The sequence below is a fragment of the Actinoplanes palleronii genome, assembly GCF_016862315.1.
Lineage (GTDB): Bacteria > Actinomycetota > Actinomycetes > Mycobacteriales > Micromonosporaceae > Actinoplanes > Actinoplanes palleronii.
This window is the reverse complement of the sequence record NZ_BOMS01000165.1, coordinates 1-14,643: the sequence shown is the minus strand read 5'-3', so window position 1 is coordinate 14,643 and position 14,643 is coordinate 1. Positions and strand designations below refer to the sequence as shown.

The 14,643-nt window shown below is 73.7% G+C and carries 13 protein-coding genes; 7 read left to right on the top strand and 6 right to left on the bottom strand.

Going from position 1 to position 14,643, the window contains the following annotated elements:
- Window positions 1-69 precede the first annotated feature (69 nt).
- From Apa02nite_RS45980 to Apa02nite_RS45955, 6 genes are all read right to left on the bottom strand, one after another.
- On the bottom strand, window positions 70-1,650 hold the full coding sequence (locus tag Apa02nite_RS45980) for an efflux permease Rv1217c-related protein (RefSeq protein WP_203830776.1): 1,581 nt from the start codon (window positions 1,648-1,650) through the stop codon (window positions 70-72).
- Complete coding sequence (locus tag Apa02nite_RS45975; protein ID WP_239165037.1) at window positions 1,647-2,549, bottom strand: ABC transporter ATP-binding protein; 903 nt, start codon at window positions 2,547-2,549, stop codon at window positions 1,647-1,649. Before Apa02nite_RS45975 ends, Apa02nite_RS45980 begins: the two co-directional genes overlap by 4 nt.
- Window positions 2,546-3,343, bottom strand: a complete 798-nt coding sequence (locus Apa02nite_RS45970; RefSeq protein ID WP_203830775.1) for a helix-turn-helix domain-containing protein — start codon at window positions 3,341-3,343, stop codon at window positions 2,546-2,548. The genes Apa02nite_RS45975 and Apa02nite_RS45970 overlap by 4 nt, the downstream gene beginning before the upstream one ends.
- 167 nt (window positions 3,344-3,510) lie before the next feature.
- Window positions 3,511-4,536 carry an aldo/keto reductase family protein gene (locus Apa02nite_RS45965; RefSeq protein ID WP_203830774.1) on the bottom strand — a complete coding sequence of 342 codons (1,026 nt, stop codon included), beginning with the start codon at window positions 4,534-4,536 and terminating at the stop codon, window positions 3,511-3,513.
- Window positions 4,537-4,637: 101 nt separating this feature from the next.
- Window positions 4,638-6,974, bottom strand: a complete 2,337-nt coding sequence (locus Apa02nite_RS45960) for an ABC transporter permease (RefSeq protein WP_239165036.1) — start codon at window positions 6,972-6,974, stop codon at window positions 4,638-4,640.
- The gene (locus Apa02nite_RS45955; RefSeq protein ID WP_203830773.1) at window positions 6,971-7,663 is read right to left on the bottom strand and encodes an ABC transporter ATP-binding protein; all 693 of its coding nucleotides are present in this window, start codon (window positions 7,661-7,663) and stop codon (window positions 6,971-6,973) included. Before Apa02nite_RS45955 ends, Apa02nite_RS45960 begins: the two co-directional genes overlap by 4 nt.
- 148 nt (window positions 7,664-7,811) lie before the next feature.
- On the opposite strand from Apa02nite_RS45955, the gene Apa02nite_RS45950 reads away from it, so the two are divergent.
- The 7 genes from Apa02nite_RS45950 to Apa02nite_RS45920 all read left to right on the top strand — a co-directional run bounded on the left by Apa02nite_RS45950 (window position 7,812) and on the right by Apa02nite_RS45920 (window position 14,115).
- Complete coding sequence (locus tag Apa02nite_RS45950; RefSeq protein ID WP_203830808.1) at window positions 7,812-8,630, top strand: sensor histidine kinase; 819 nt, start codon at window positions 7,812-7,814, stop codon at window positions 8,628-8,630.
- Window positions 8,627-9,289, top strand: coding sequence for a response regulator (locus Apa02nite_RS45945; protein WP_203830772.1), 663 nt, complete (start codon window positions 8,627-8,629; stop codon window positions 9,287-9,289). The genes Apa02nite_RS45950 and Apa02nite_RS45945 overlap by 4 nt, the downstream gene beginning before the upstream one ends.
- A 33-nt stretch (window positions 9,290-9,322) precedes the next feature.
- Window positions 9,323-10,528, top strand: a complete 1,206-nt coding sequence (locus Apa02nite_RS45940; protein WP_203830771.1) for a hypothetical protein — start codon at window positions 9,323-9,325, stop codon at window positions 10,526-10,528.
- A gap of 4 nt (window positions 10,529-10,532) precedes the next feature.
- Entirely contained in the window at window positions 10,533-11,672 is a 1,140-nt protein-coding gene (locus tag Apa02nite_RS45935; RefSeq protein WP_067693591.1) for an acyl-CoA dehydrogenase family protein, read from the top strand.
- A gap of 35 nt (window positions 11,673-11,707) precedes the next feature.
- Window positions 11,708-12,169 carry an Lrp/AsnC family transcriptional regulator gene (locus tag Apa02nite_RS45930; RefSeq protein WP_067693594.1) on the top strand — a complete coding sequence of 154 codons (462 nt, stop codon included), beginning with the start codon at window positions 11,708-11,710 and terminating at the stop codon, window positions 12,167-12,169.
- A gap of 135 nt (window positions 12,170-12,304) precedes the next feature.
- On the top strand, window positions 12,305-13,105 hold the full coding sequence (locus Apa02nite_RS45925; protein ID WP_203830770.1) for an alpha/beta hydrolase-fold protein: 801 nt from the start codon (window positions 12,305-12,307) through the stop codon (window positions 13,103-13,105).
- Between the two features lie 104 nt (window positions 13,106-13,209).
- Window positions 13,210-14,115: an aminoglycoside phosphotransferase family protein gene (locus tag Apa02nite_RS45920; RefSeq protein WP_203830769.1), complete on the top strand. Its 906-nt coding sequence runs from the start codon at window positions 13,210-13,212 to the stop codon at window positions 14,113-14,115.
- Window positions 14,116-14,643: the final 528 nt, after the last annotated feature.

Sequence of the window (14,643 nt, the reverse complement as noted above, 5' to 3'; positions counted from 1 at the left end):
GCCGGTCACCGGCCGGACCTGATCTTCCGCACAGCATGCCGGCCCGAGCCCCTGGCCTTCCGCCCGCTGTCAGCCGGCCCGGAGGTCACGGCGCGTGCTGCCGGCCGCTCCGAGCAGGACCAGGACCGCACCCGCCGCGATGAGCACCAGCAGCGGCGTGACGTGCGGGTCGGGGCCGGCGACATCCGGCACGTGCCGGAAGAATCCCAGATCTTGAATGCGCCGAGGTACGCCGAGCAATTCACCGAGCAGCGCCAGTCCGCTGCTGGCCAGCAGCGGAAGCCAGGCGAGCCCGGAGAGCCGGGGAAACGCGCCGACCAGCAGGGTGGCGCACCCGATGCTCGCCATCGCCGCGGGCCACTGGCCCACGGTGTAGGCCAGGCTGCGCGGGCCGATGTCGTCACCGTCGAGCACGCTCGGGGTGATCAGCGCGCTGATCACCCCGGTGATGGTGAGGACCACGAGGCATCCGGCTGCCGTGACGACAGCTTGCGCGGCCGTCGGCGCCCACCGGCGGACGCCGGTGACCAGCACCAGGCCGGTCCGGCCGGTGTCCTCGGCGCGGAGGCCGGCCAGAATCGACAGGATCGCGTAGGTGGACACGACGATGCCGACGACCGTGCCGCAGTAGGCGAGGTACTCGGCGGCAGGGTCACCGGCGCCGAGCTGGCTGCCGAGGAACCCGCCCACCTCGCCGTCGCGCTGCTGCTCGACAGTGCCGGAACCCATGGCGGCGAACAGGGTGCCGATCGCGGCGACCGCGACGGTCCAGGACAGCAGCGCGGGCCGGGCGAGCCGTGCGGCCAGCCCGACGGTGGTCCGGATCCGCAGCCGGCCGCCGCGCCGGTCACGGCGCGGGAGCAGGCCCGCCCCGAACTCGCGGCGTGCGCACAGCAGCACGGCCGTCCCGCCGAGTATGACCACGGCGAGCAGCCCGGGGAGCAGAGCACCCCACCGGTCCTCGGTGAACGGCCCGGTCACCGCGCGTAGCCCGAGCGGGCTCAGCCGATTGAGGGTGCCGAGGTGCCTGGTGTCGGCGATCGCGCGGGCCGCGAACGCGGCGCCGAGCGCGGTGAAGCCCAGCAGCCGGGCCTGCCCGGCGGTCGCCGCCACTTGGGCCAGAAGCACGGTCACCGCGGCCACCGTCGCGAAGGTCAGGCCGACGACGGCGCCGAACGCGGCCGCTCCGGCGCCGGTCACCCCGTCGGCGGTCCTGGAGGTGGCCAGAACCGCGCCGGTGCAGGCGACGGCGAGCACTCCCGACTGGACGGCGAGGATGACCAGCGCGCTGTGCAGCGGCCGCATCGGCGGGACGCCGCAGCCGCGCAGCAGTTCGAGGGAACCGTCGTCCTCGGCGGTACGGGTCAGTGTCACCGCGACGACCACCGCCATGATCGCGGTGAGGATGGTGACGAACGCGCCGATCTCCCACGCGAACATCTGCGCCGCCGTGCCCGGATCGGGCAGCCGGCCGTAGACCAGGGTGCTCGCCGGATTGTTCTGGGCCAGCACGACGGCCGTCCGGCGCTGCTCGGCGGTGGCGTACGCGCTCTGATACGCGGACGGGGTGCTGCACAGCGCCGTCACCAGCGCCGTCCAGCAGAGCAGCGGCAATCGGTAGCGGCGCACCAGGAGCCAGGTCATCGTCATCGCGGCGCCACCACGTAGTGCCGCAGGAACAGGTCCTCCAGACTCGCCGGGGTGCAGGTGATGTCGGGGGCGTCCGCGTCGGCGAGGATGGCGAGTACTGCGGGCACGAGGTCGCGGGGCACCGCGAGTCGTACCGTCCCGGCGGTGGTCTCGCCGGTCAGGCCGGTCTGGCGGAGCCGCGCCATGACGGTGGCGGCGTCCCGGCCGGGCAGATGGGCGGTGACGACGGACGCCGCGAGATGCCGCATGTCGGACAGCTGGCCCGACTCGACCAGGTGCCCGTCCTTGATGATGGTCACCGCGTCGCACAGGTCCTCGACCTCGCCGAGGATGTGGCTGGAGAGCAGGACGGTGCGACCGGCCGCGGCGGCATCGCGGACAGCTCCCTGGAACACCTCCTCCATCAACGGGTCGAGACCTGACGTGGGCTCGTCGAGGATGAGCAGGTCGGTGCGCGCGGCGAACGCGGCGACGAGCGCCACCTTCTGGCGGTTGCCCTTGGAGTACGTGCGGACCAGCCGTCCGGTGTCCAGGGCGAAGGCGCCGGCGAGGCGCTTCTCGGCGGCCTTGTCGCGGCTGCCGCGCAGTCCGGCGAAGGCGTCGAGGATCTCCTGTCCGGTCAGGTTCGGCCAGAGGGTGACCTCGCCGGGGACGTACGAGATCCGTCTGGTGACCTCGGCGGCCTGCCGGGCCGGGTCACGCCCCAGCACCCGGACCCGACCCGCGTCGGCGTGGTGGAGCCCGAGCAGTACCCGGATCGTCGTCGATTTGCCGGCGCCGTTCGGGCCGAGGAAGCCGTGCACCTCGGCCGGCCCGACCCGCAGGTCGAGGCCGCCGACAGCGGTGTACCCGCCGAAGCGTTTCACCAGACCGGAGACGTCGATGGGCGGTTCCGTCACGATGCGTGTCCCTTCTCGATGGTGGTCAGCACCGCGTCGCCGATCACCCGGGCGAGTTGCCGCTGACCGGGGTCGGCCAGCCGCACGTAGAGGTCGACGGCCCGCTGGGCGACCTCCTGGTCGATCGATCGCACCAGGCGTGGCATGTCGCCCCCGAGACGCCGCGCGATCCGGTCCACCACCGCCGTGGCGATCGCGTCCATCTCCGGCTGCTCGAGGCGTTCACCGCGTCGTACCCGGTCGGCGATCTCGTCGAACAGCGCCGAGCTCTCCGCGAGACTGGCTTCGGTCAGACCCTCGTACGCGAGCACCGATTCCGGCGGCATGTCGCCGCGGTAGAACGCCAGCTCCAGGAAGTTGCGTTCCCTGCGGATCACCCGGCGGGTCTGCGGATCGGTGGCCCCGGCCTGCATCCGGTCGTAGAACCGGGCCATCGCGACCGGCATCGGGGACAGCCGGCCATCCGTGTCGACCGTGTCGATCAGCCCGGTCAGCCGGTCACGTTGCCCCTGCAACCGTCGCATCTGCTCGTCCACGGCATCGACGGCGGCCCGCAGGTCGGCCCGGATCGCGCCGGACGCCGGGTCCGGGTCGTCGAGCATCGCGCCGATCGTCACCAGCGCGATCCCGGCCCGCGCCAGCCAGCGGATCCGTGCCAGCCGGGCCAGGTGCGACAGGTCGTAGTCCCGGAAGCCGTCCTGGCACGCAGGCACGGGCAGCAAGCCGATCTGGTGGTAGTAGCGGATCGTCCGGACGGTCGTGTCGGTGAGATCCGCCAGTTCTGCGATGCGCACCCGGTCAGTGTCCGCTGTGACGTGACGTCACAGTCAACCGTCGGGCGACCCGGTCAGCGAGGCACTCCGGCCTCTGCGAGCCGCGCCGGCCCGGGGCCGAAAGTCCGGCGATCCTGTGCCACGCACCTGACGACCGCCTGCGGTACCCGCGCGCCCGGGTGTCGTCGTCAGGCCGGTCGGCTCCAGCCCTGCATCACGTCCATCATCCGTGCGGTCTTCGCGGGATCCCGGTCGACCAGGTCACCCAGCACGCCGTCGATGCCGGCGAGCAGATCGTCCGGCAGGCGGGTACCGGCCGCACCGGCGTTCTCGGTCACCTGCTCCGGCCGGGTCGCGCCGATGATCGCCGAGCTGACCCCGTCCTGCCGTAGCGTCCAGGCGATCGCGAGCTGGGCCATCGACAGCCCGGCCGCGTCGGCGAGCGGGCGCAGCCCCTGGACCCGCTCCAGCAGTTCGCCGCCGAGCACCCGCCGGATGAACCGCGGCCCGCGTCCGCCGCTCACCGCGCGGGACCCCTCCGGAGCGGGCCGGCCGGGCTGGTACTTGCCGGTCAGCACACCCTGCGCGAGCGGCTGGAACACCACCTGGCCGATGCCCTCGTCGCGGCAGAGCGGCAGCACCTCGGGCTCGATCACCCGCCAGAGCATGTTGTACTGCGGCTGGTTGGCCACGATCCGGCTGCGCAGCCCGAGCTCACCGGCGAGGTCGAGCGCGCCGCGGATCTGCGGGGCGGTCCACTCCGAGACGCCCAGGTAGAGCACCTTGCCCTGGCGTACCAGGTCGTCGAAGGCGATCAGCGTCTCGTCCAGCGGGGTGCCGTCGTCGAACCGGTGGGCCTGGTAGAGGTCGACGTAGTCGGTGCCGAGCCGGGTCAGCGAGGCGTGGCAGGCCTCCATGATGTGCTTGCGGGACAGGCCGCGGTCGTTCGGCCCGTCGCCGGTCGGCAGGCACACCTTCGTCGCGATCTCCACCGACGAGCGGCGCACCGGGCGCAGCGCCTCGCCGAGCACCTGTTCGGCCGCGCCCTGGGCGTAGACGTCGGCGGTGTCGAACGTCGTGATGCCGGCGTCCAGGGCGGCGCGGATGCACTCCAGCGCCGGTTCCCGGCCGACCAGCTCGCCGTGGGTCAGCCAGTTGCCGTAGGTGATCTCGCTGAGGTGCAGGCCGCTACGCCCGAGACGTCGATGATCCACGGGAGTCGATCTTACCGGGGGAGGCCCGGGCGGGATGTCCCGTCCGGGCACCGAGCGCCCGGGGCAGTCCCGCGGGCCGGTCCGGCGCAGGCCCGGCGGCCTCACTCGTTGTGCAGCACCTGCGCGATGCTCACCCGGGCCGCGGCGCGGGCCGGCAGCAGCGCGCCGAGCACCGCGATCAGCACCCCGCTGAGGACCAGCAGGGCGAGCAGCCCCGGCCGCCACACCCGCAGCACCTCGCCCGGCAGCCGGATCGCGGCGGCCCTCGCGGCGAGCGGCACGATGAACCGGTGCGCCACCATCCCGAGCGGGATGCCGGCCAGCCCGCCGGCCACCCCGAGCGCGGCCACCGAGGTGACCATCATGGCCACCACCTGGCGCGGGGTCATCCCGATCGACTTGAGCATGCCCAGGTCGCGGCGCCGGTCGTGCACGGTGAGCGCGACGGTGTTCAGCACGCCGAGCGCGGTCACCACGGCCAGCAGCACCGACACCACGCCGGCGAAACTCGTCACGACCACCGCGAAAGAGCTGTCCCCGGCGTCGTTCCACGAGTAGAGCCCGGGATCGGCGGCCCGGACCGCGGCGGCGTACCCGTCCAGGTCGGTGCCCTCGGTCACCTGCACCTGGTAGCGGTACTCGAACGGGATGAGCTTGCGGCCCGGGTCGAGCTGGTCGAGCAGCTGCCAGTCGGCGAACAGGCCCACCGGCCCGGGCGCGCCGCTCATCGTCTCGCCGACCACGGTGATCGCCCGGCGGCCGCCGCCGAGCACCACGGTGAGCTGGTCACCCACGCGCAGGCCGCGACGGTTGAGCAGCTGGGACGGCGCCACCACCTGGTCCGGCCCGTCGATCCAGTGGCCCTCCAGCAGCTGGGCTTCGTACCCCATCGCGGCGACCTCGCCGCGACCGAAATTGACCAGGATGGGCTCGCTCGACCCGACCACCGACACCGACTGGTTGAGGTAGGTGGCGATCCGGGCGGTGCCGGGCATGCCGCGCAGCAGCTCCTCGACCTGGGCATCGGTGCGGGTGGTGGTGGCGCGCTCGTCGGTGTTGTAGGCGCGCACCCCGATCTGGCCGGCGGCCTGGTCGCCGAGGCCGGTGATCCGCACGACCGAGTCGGACAATCCGACCGCGAAGGTGACGGTGGTGACGCCGAGCACCAGCGTGGCCAGGGTCAGCGCGGTCCGGCCGGGCCGGGCGAACGGCAGGCCCAGGCCGAGGCTGACCGAGCGCGGCAGCCGGGTGGCGCTCAGGGCGCGTTGCACGCGCAGGCCGTGCCCCCGGCGCGGCGCGCTGCCGGCCGAGATGACCTCGGCCGCGGAGAGGCGGTGGGCACGGCGGGCGGGCAGCAGCGCGGCCAGCAGGACGATCATCGGTACGCCGATCAGCCCGGCCGCCCACACCCACGCCCGGGTACCGGCCTCCTGCCCGAAGCCCAGCCCGCGGAACGTGCTGACCAGCATCGGCTGCGCCGCGTTCGCACCGAGGAGCGTGCCCAGCACCGCCCCGGCCACCGCCGGCACGCCGACCATGGTCAGGTAGACCGCGACCACCTGGCGCGGGGTGAAGCCGATCGCCTTGAGCACGCCGATGTGCCGGAGCCCGGACACCACCGCTCCGCTCACCACGTTCCCCACGATGATCACGGCGACCAGCAGGCCGAGCACGCCGAACGTGGCCAGGAACGGCAGGTAGGTGCCCGGCTGGGCGGCCGCCTTCTCCTTCAGCACCAGGTACGGCTGGGCCGAGAGCAACGCGCCGCCGGGGAGCCCCGTGGCCACCCCGGCCACGCGGGCCTTGAGCGCGTCCCGCGTCGCCACGTCACCGGCGAACCGGTACAGCATCTGCGTCGCGGTCGGGTGCAGCGCGGCCGCCTGGGCCGGTGTCACCCAGCCGTCGGCCGAGCCGCTGATGCTGAACGCCCACCCGACCACCCGCAGGGTCACCCGGCCCGCGGTCACCGTGGTGGTGTCGGCGAACGGCCCGAGGTCGTAGTCGTCCGGGTGCGGCTCGGCGGCCAGCACGATCTCGCCCGGCCCGGACGGCCACCGGCCGTGCCAGAGATCCAGCTGATCGACGGCCCCGCCCGGGTCGGCGCGCCCGGCCACGGTGAGCGGGCGGCCGCCGAGGAACGACCCGGCGTCCCCGGCGGGCTCGATCACCACCTGGGGGAACGGCCCGGCGATCGCGGTCAGCCCGGTGCTCGCCCCGATGAGCTGGTCGTCGCTGACCCGGGCCGGATCGTAGGTGGCGACCACCTGCGCGCCGCGCTGCGCCTCGAACGCCCGGTCGAACGGCGCGGACACCGCGTCCAGCAGGGCCAGCGAGACCACCCCGGTGGCCGTGCAGAGCAGCACCACCAGGCCGATCACGAAGGTCTGCAGTTTGCGGCGGTGCACCGCGGCCCGCGCCGCCCGCCAGACCGCGCTCACAACCGCTCCAGGGCGGACTCGCGGACGACCGTGCCGTCGCCCAGCTCGACCAGCCGGCTCGCGCAGCGGTGTGCCAGCCGCTCGTCGTGCGTGACGATCAGCAGCGTCTGACCGATCTGGTTCAGATCCAGCAGCAGGTCCATCACCTGCTCGCCGGCCTTGCTGTCCAGGGCGCCGGTCGGCTCGTCGGCGAGCAGCAGGGCCGGCCGGTTCATCAGCGCCCGGGCCACCGCGACCCGCTGCCGCTCGCCGCCGCTGAGCGCGGCCGGATAGACGTTGCGCCGGTCGGCGATGCCCAGCTCGCCGAGCAGCTCCAGGGCGCGCTTGCGGGCCGGGCCGGCCTTGCTGCCGGTGAGCTGCGCGGCCAGGGCCACGTTGTCCAGCGCGGGCAGGTCGTCCAGCAGGTTGAAGAACTGGAAGATCATCCCCAGGTGGTGGCGGCGGAACAGCGCCAGCCCGGTCTCGGTCATCGTGTCCAGCCGCTCGCCGTGCACCTCGACGGTGCCGGCGGCCGGCCGGTCCAGCCCGGCGATCATGTTGAGCAGCGTGGACTTGCCGCACCCGGACGGGCCCATCACGGCCACCGCCTCGCCGGGGTAGATCTCCAGGGACACCCCGTCCAGGGCGGCGGTCTCGCCGTACTCCTTGCGCACCCCGTCGAGGCGCACCACCGGTCTCTCGGTCGTCATGGCCGGAACGCTACGAAAGACCCGGCGCCGTCCGCATCGGACCGTGGTCTGACATTCCCGGGGCGTCATACCAGGGATGTAGGCGCCGTACGTGCAGGGGTGGATGTGCCCGCGGCGGCCTTCTGCCAAGGTGTGTCCCGTGGGAACGATGTGGCTGGCGGGTGCGCTGGCGGTGGCCTGCGCGGCCGCCGCCGGGCTGGGGTTCGCGCTGGTGCGCGCCCGGGGCCGGCACGCCCGGGCGATGGGGGAGCGGGGCTGGCTGCTGGAGCGCGAGCGGGAGATCGCGTCGCGGTCCGCGGTGGAGCAGGAGCGCGCCCGGATCGCCCGCGAGCTGCACGACATCGTCTCGCACAACGTCAGCGTGATGATCGTGCAGACCACGGCGGCCCGGGAGGTGCTGACCTCGCTGCCGGAGGCGGCGGCCGGCGCGCTCACCGAGGTGGAGCGGGCCGGCCGCACCACGATGACCGAGCTGCGGCACCTGCTGGGCCTGCTGGCGCCGGACGCCGGCGGCGCCGACGACCCGGTGTCCGACACCGATCTCGCGCCCCAGCCCAGCCTGCGGGCCTTGAGCCGCCTGGTCGACCGGATCGCGTTCGCCGGCCTGCCGGTCGAGGTGCGGGTCTCGGGCGAGCCGCGGCCGCTGCCGTCCGGTGTCGACGTCACCGCCTACCGCATCGTGCAGGAGGCGCTGACCAACGCGCTCAAGCACGGCGCCGGCGGCAAGGCCGAGGTCACCATCCGGTATGCGGATCGCGCCCTGCGCGTCGAGGTGCTCACCACCGGTCCCAGCGTGCTCACCGGGGATGGCGCGCCGCCGGGCGGCGATCGGGACGGCGGCGGGTCCGGTCGCGGTCTGCTCGGCTTGCGGCAGCGAGTTTCGGTGTACGGCGGTGACCTCGACGCCCGGCGCCGCCTCGGCGGAGGGTTCCGGGTCCGGGCCCGCATCCCGCTGGAGGGGCCGTGACGTCGTCCCCGCGCGTGCTGGTCGTCGACGACCAGGAGCTGATCCGGGCCGGTTTCCGGCTGATCCTCACCGCCCGGGGCATCGACGTGGTCGGTGAGGCCGCGGACGGCGCCGAGGCGGTCAGCGAGGAGCAGCGGCTGCGCCCCGACGTGGTGCTGATGGACATCCGGATGCCGGTGCTGGACGGTCTCGAGGCCACCCGCCGGATCCTGGCGCGGGGCCCCGGCTGCCGGGTGCTCATGCTGACCACCTTCGACCTGGATCGGTATGTCTACGCCGCGCTCGCCCTCGGCGCCAGCGGCTTCCTGCTCAAGGACGTGACCGCCGACCACCTGGCCGCCGCGGTCCGGCTGGTCGGCACCGGCGACGCGCTGCTCGCCCCGTCGATCACCCGGCGCCTGGTGCAGCGGTTCGCCGCCGACCCGGCCGCCCGCCCGGCCGTGCACCGCGACCTGTCCCCGCTCACCCCGCGCGAGACCGAGGTGCTCGCCCTGCTCGGCCGCGGCCGGTCCAACACCGAGCTGGCCGCCGATCTGAGCCTCAGTGAGGCCACGGTGAAGACCCACGTGGCCAGGATCTTCGCCAAGCTCGACCTGCGCGACCGCGCCCAGGCGGTCGTCCTGGCGTACGAGACGGGCCTGGTCACCCCAGGTGGCTGAAAACTGTCGGACCCGTGTCCTAGGTTGCCGCACATGGGGAGCCTGAGTGGGGACGTGCTCGACGAGCTGGCCCGCGCCGGTCGCATCGACGCGGTCCGTGACCTGCTGTGTGCCGCCGGCGAGGCCGAGCGGGTGGCCTTCGGCCCCGAGGTCGCCGCCCGGCTGCGGGCGATGCGGGCGGCGGACTGGCAGGCCGAGTTCGACCCGGCCGGGTCCTACGTGCTGGCCGTGCTCGGTTCGGCGCCGGCGGCCGCCGCGGCGGAGACCCTGCTGTGCCGCCGGGACCTCCGCGACAAGTGGGGCCGCGTGCCGGTGGGGCACGTCCTCGCGGTGCTCCACGCCCGCAAGCCGCCCTGGTGCGGCGAGCTCGGGGTCCGGCTGGGCGCCCGGCTCGGCGGCGACGACCCGTGGGCCCACGGCTGGCAGCTGGTGGCAGCCCTCTGCGCCGAGGGCGGGGTGACCCCGCCGGCGCCGAGCGGCGTGATCGCCGGCTGGATCGGCCATCTGCAGTGGCCCGGGCTGGCCGCGTCCCGGCTCGTCCCGTTCGCCGGGCGGCTCCGCGCCGATCCGCACCTCGACCTGCTGCTGCCCGTGGTCTTCGAGACCGACCGGGCCGGTGTCGACCTGACCGCCGCCGACTGGGATCCGCGCACCAAGTCGCACGTCGGCCCGCCGGCCTTCCCGGCCGCCGTGGCCGGGCTGGTCGCCGAGGGCCGCCTCGATCGCGGGCGGATCCTGTCCGCCACCGTCGCACGGCTGGCCCGGGGCGGCAGCGCCACCGAGCTCCGGGCGTTCGCCCTGCTGCACGCCGCCCTCGCGCCCACGGTCCCGGAGCTGGCCGCGCACCTCGGTGGTTATGCGCGGATGCTGACCACCGCCCCGGCCCCGGTCGCCGGCCTGGCCCAGCGCTGCCTGCGCGCCGTCGACAAGGCCGGCCTCCTCGACCTGGACACCGTGCTGTCCGCCGGGGCACTGGTGCTGGCCGGCCCGGTGAAGTCCCTGGCCAAGGCCCAGCTGGTCTGGTTCGGCACGCTCGCCACCCGGGAACCCGCCCGGCTCGCCGAGATCCTGGAGACCGCCGCGATCGCGCTCGACCACCCCGCGCCCGAGCTCAGGGAGCGTGCGCGCACCCTGATCGAGCAGCACACCGCCCGGTCGGGTCCCGGCGCCGCGGGTGTGCCATCAAACAGACCGGAAGCGTTCCTGCCTGTCCCCGCGGGTGAACGACCGTTAAGCTGACCCGGTGACCGTGGATCGAATGCTTCCCACCCCTGAGGCACACGACCTGCTCGACCTGACCAGTGAGCTCGCCACCCGTGAGCTGGCCGGCAAGGTCGACGACTATGAGGCGCGGGGCGAGTTCCCCCGGGAGGTCCTGCGCACGCTGGGACGTGCCGGACTGCTCGGTTTGCCGTACCCGGAAAGCGACGGAGGCGCTGCCCAACCGTACGAAATCTATCTTCAGGTTTTGGAGATTTTGGCCGGGACCTGGCTCGGCATCGCCGAGGCCGTCAGTGTGCACACGTTGTCCTGTTTCCCGGTCGCGGCCTTCGGCAGCGAACGACAGCGCAAAGCGCTGCCGGAGATGCTCGGCGGCGAGTTGCTCGGCGCCTACTGCCTCTCCGAGCCGCAGGGTGGCTCGGACGCGGCGAGCCTGACCACCCGCGCCGTGCCGGACGGCGACGACTGGCTGGTCAACGGCACCAAGGCGTGGATCACGCACGGCGGTTTCGCGGATTTCTACAACATCTTCGTGCGCACCGGCGGGCCCGGGCCGAAGGGCATCTCCTGCCTGATCGCCGACGCGAACACGCCGGGTCTGCTGCCGCAGGCCCGCGAGCGGCTGATGGGCCTGCGGTCGTCGGCACCGGCGCAGATCGTCCTGGAGGACGCGCGGATCCCGCACGACCGCCTGGTCGGCGGCGAGGGTGAGGGCTTCGCCATCGCGATGCGGGCGCTCGACTCCGGGCGGCTCGGGATCGCGGCGTGCGCGGTCGGGCTCGCCCAGGCCGCGACCGACTACGCGGTCGGGTATGCCCGGGACCGGGAGCAGTTCGGTCAGCCGATCGGGCGGTTCCAGGGTGTCGGCTTCATGCTGGCCGACATGGCCACCCAGGTGTCCGCGGCCCGGGCGTTGCTGCTGGCGGCGGCGCGGTTGAAGGACGCCGGGCGACCGTTCTCGATCGAGGCGGCGAAGGCGAAACTGTTCGCCACCGACGTCGCGATGCGGGTCACCACCGACGCGGTGCAGGTGCTCGGCGGGTACGGCTACGTCGCCGATCACCCGGTCGAGCGCTGGTTCCGTGAGGCCAAGGTGCTGCAGATCGTCGAGGGCACCAACCAGATCCAGCGGATGGTGATCGCCCGGTCGCTGACCGGCTGAGGCGCGTGGTTCGCCCGGTCGGTACTGTTACCGCCGTGGAAGAGATCGACCGGGCGATCGTGTCAGCCCTGACCGCGGACGGCCGATTGTCGTACACCGACTTGGCCGAGCGGGTGGGCCTGAGTGTCTCCGCCGTGCACCAGCGCGTTCGCCGGCTCGAGCAGCGCGGGGTGATCGCGGGGTATACGGCGAAGGTGTCGTACGAGGCGCTCGATCTGCCGCTGACCGCGTTCGTGGCGATCCGCCCGTTCGACCCGTCCCAGCCGGACGACGCCCCCGAACGGCTGGCCCACCTCTCCGAGATCGACTCGTGTTACTCGGTGGCCGGTGAGGACTTCTACATGCTCCTCGTCCGGGTGAAGAGTCCGCTGGATCTGGAGCGGTTGCTGCAGGACATCCGTACGGCGGCGAACGTGACCACGCGCACGACCGTGGTGCTGTCCACGCCGTACGAGAACCGGCCGCCCCGGATTGCCCCGCCCGCCACGGCGGAGTAGCAGGTTCTTGTTACCGCCTAGCCTCCTAGGAAGCTGTAAAGCGGGTGTCCTGGCTGGCACCCTCAACAACTAAGGCCCGTGACGGGTCCGCACGGCGCGCGTTGTCCTCACGACACGAGCGAGAGGCGGACGACCATGCGACGACGAACCCTGCTGACCGCCGGAGCGGCCGTGGCGTCGGCGAGCGTGGCCGGCGCCTGGGCCTACGCGGCCGGGCGGACCGGGGTCGCGCCGCTCGCCGTACCGTCGGTGCCACCCGGCCGGGAACGCTGCGAGCTGCGGTACTCGAAGGCGCGCGGGGCGACCGTCGACTTCTACACCGCGGTGCCGGCCGGGCACGGTGACGGCGCCGGGCTGCCGGTCTGCCTGGTCCTGCACGGCGGCTCAAAACGTCCGGCCGACTTCGCGCAGCTGGGCCTGGGCCGGTTCCTGACCGACGCGGTGAACCGGGGCGCGCCACCGTTCGTGCTGGCCGGCGCGACCGGGGACCGGCTGTCCTGGCAGCCGAACGGGACCGACGACCCGCAACGGATGGTGCACGAGGAGCTGCCGGCGTGGTGCGCGGCCCGGGGTTACGACACCGGCCGGCTGGCGGCGTGGGGCTGGTCGATGGGCGGCTACGGGTCGTTGCTGCTGGCCGAGGCGTTCCCGCAGTTCGTCCGGGCGGTGGCCGCGTTCTCCCCGTCGGTCGTCCCCGGCGACGCGGTGTTCCAGGCCACCGGCCGGCTGACCGGCACACCGGTGGGGTTGTGGTGCGGCCGCGACGATCCGCTGTATGTCAACGTGCGCGCCCTGCGCCGGGCGCTGCCGGCGCTGCCGGAGGCCGAGGCGTTCGGGCCGGGAAAGCACAACTTCGGGTACTGGAGCACGCTGCTCCCGGCCGCCTTCACCTTCCTCGGCACCCGCCTGACCAGCCCGGCCCCGACCCCGCGCTGACCTCTTCGCCGCCCGCGGTACGGCGCGGCGGGCTGCGGAAACGCCGGCCCACCGCCCGGAAATGCGGACGACTCCCGCTCCGCCGCCGGGATAGCCTGCGGCGCATGCCGTCCCGCCGCCGTCCGATCACCGTCCCGGAGGAGTTCGCCGCCTGGCGGATCCGGCTCGACGGCGCCGGCGGCCGGGACTGGATCGCCACCCTGCCGGACCGCGTCGAGGATCTTCTCGACCGCTGGTGCCTGACGCTCGACGGCACTCCGCCGCTGCACGGTTCCCAGGCCCTCGTCCTCATGGTCACCCGCGACGACCGCCGCCTGGCGCTGAAGGTGAGCGCGCCCCAGGACCGGACGACCGCCCAGGAGGCCATCGGCCTGCGCGCCTGGAACGGCCACGGGACCGTCGAGCTGCTCGCCGACGAGCCCGGCACGCTGCTGCTCGAGCGCCTCGACCACACCCGGACCCTGCACGCCGTCCCGCTGACCACGGCCGCCGAGATCGCCGGAACGCTGATCCGCACACTCGCTATCCCACCGCCGCCGGGCGTTCCGGCCCTGCCGGACGTCGCCGCCGGCATCGCGGAAACCCTGAAGGCTCGTCAGCGCAAGCTCGGCGATCCGGTTCCCGACCGCTGGCTCTGCGAGGCTATGCGGTACGCGGGGGAGCTCCCGTCCGCCGGCGCCCCCGTCCTGATCCACGCCGACCTGCACTACGGCAACATCCTGGCCGGCACGCGCACGCCGTGGCTGGCCATCGACCCGCGCCCGCTGGCCGGCACCCCGGAGTACTCGATCCCGGAACTCCTCTGGACCCGCGCCGACGACCTGCACGCCCCCGCCGACGTCCACCACCTGCTGTCCGTCCTGGTCGACACCGCCGCCCTCAACCCGGAGCTGGCCCGCGGCTGGGCGATCACCCGCTGCGTCGACTACTGGCTGTGGGGCACCGAACATGGCCTGACCCTCGACCCGCCCCGCACCGCCAAAATCCTGTCCGCCCTGCTCCCCCTCTGACCGCCCCGACACCACCAGCCGCACGATCCCAGCTGGCGCTGACGCTGGCGCCTGTCTCCGGCGCCGGCTCCGGCTCCGGCGAGGACCGCCACCGCCAGCCCCACGTGTCCCAATGCCGCCCAGCCTATTTTGATCTCGGTGGGGCTCTGCGGTCGTGGGGTGGTTCCCGATGTGTCCAGGTGCAGATGGGCAGGGGTGTCATTGCGGGCTGGGGATGTCCCGTCGCCCGGTGTTGTTGCAACGGTCAGCGTGGATGATCGATGCCGGCGGGGCGGCTGTGGTCCGCGTTCGGCGTTGGTGGGGCGGCCGTGGTCCGCGTTCGGCGTTGAAGGGGTGGCCGGGGTCCGCGCTCGGGACTGGCGGGGCGGCAGCCGTCCGCGCTCGGCGCTGAAGGGGCGGTGGAAGTCCGCGCTCGGCGCCGAAGGGGCGGCCGGGGTCCGCGCTCGGCAGCAGTGGGGCGGCAGGGGTCCGCGCTCGGGACCAGAGGGGCGGCCGGGGTCCGCGGTGGGTCGGGTTCGGGGGCGGTGG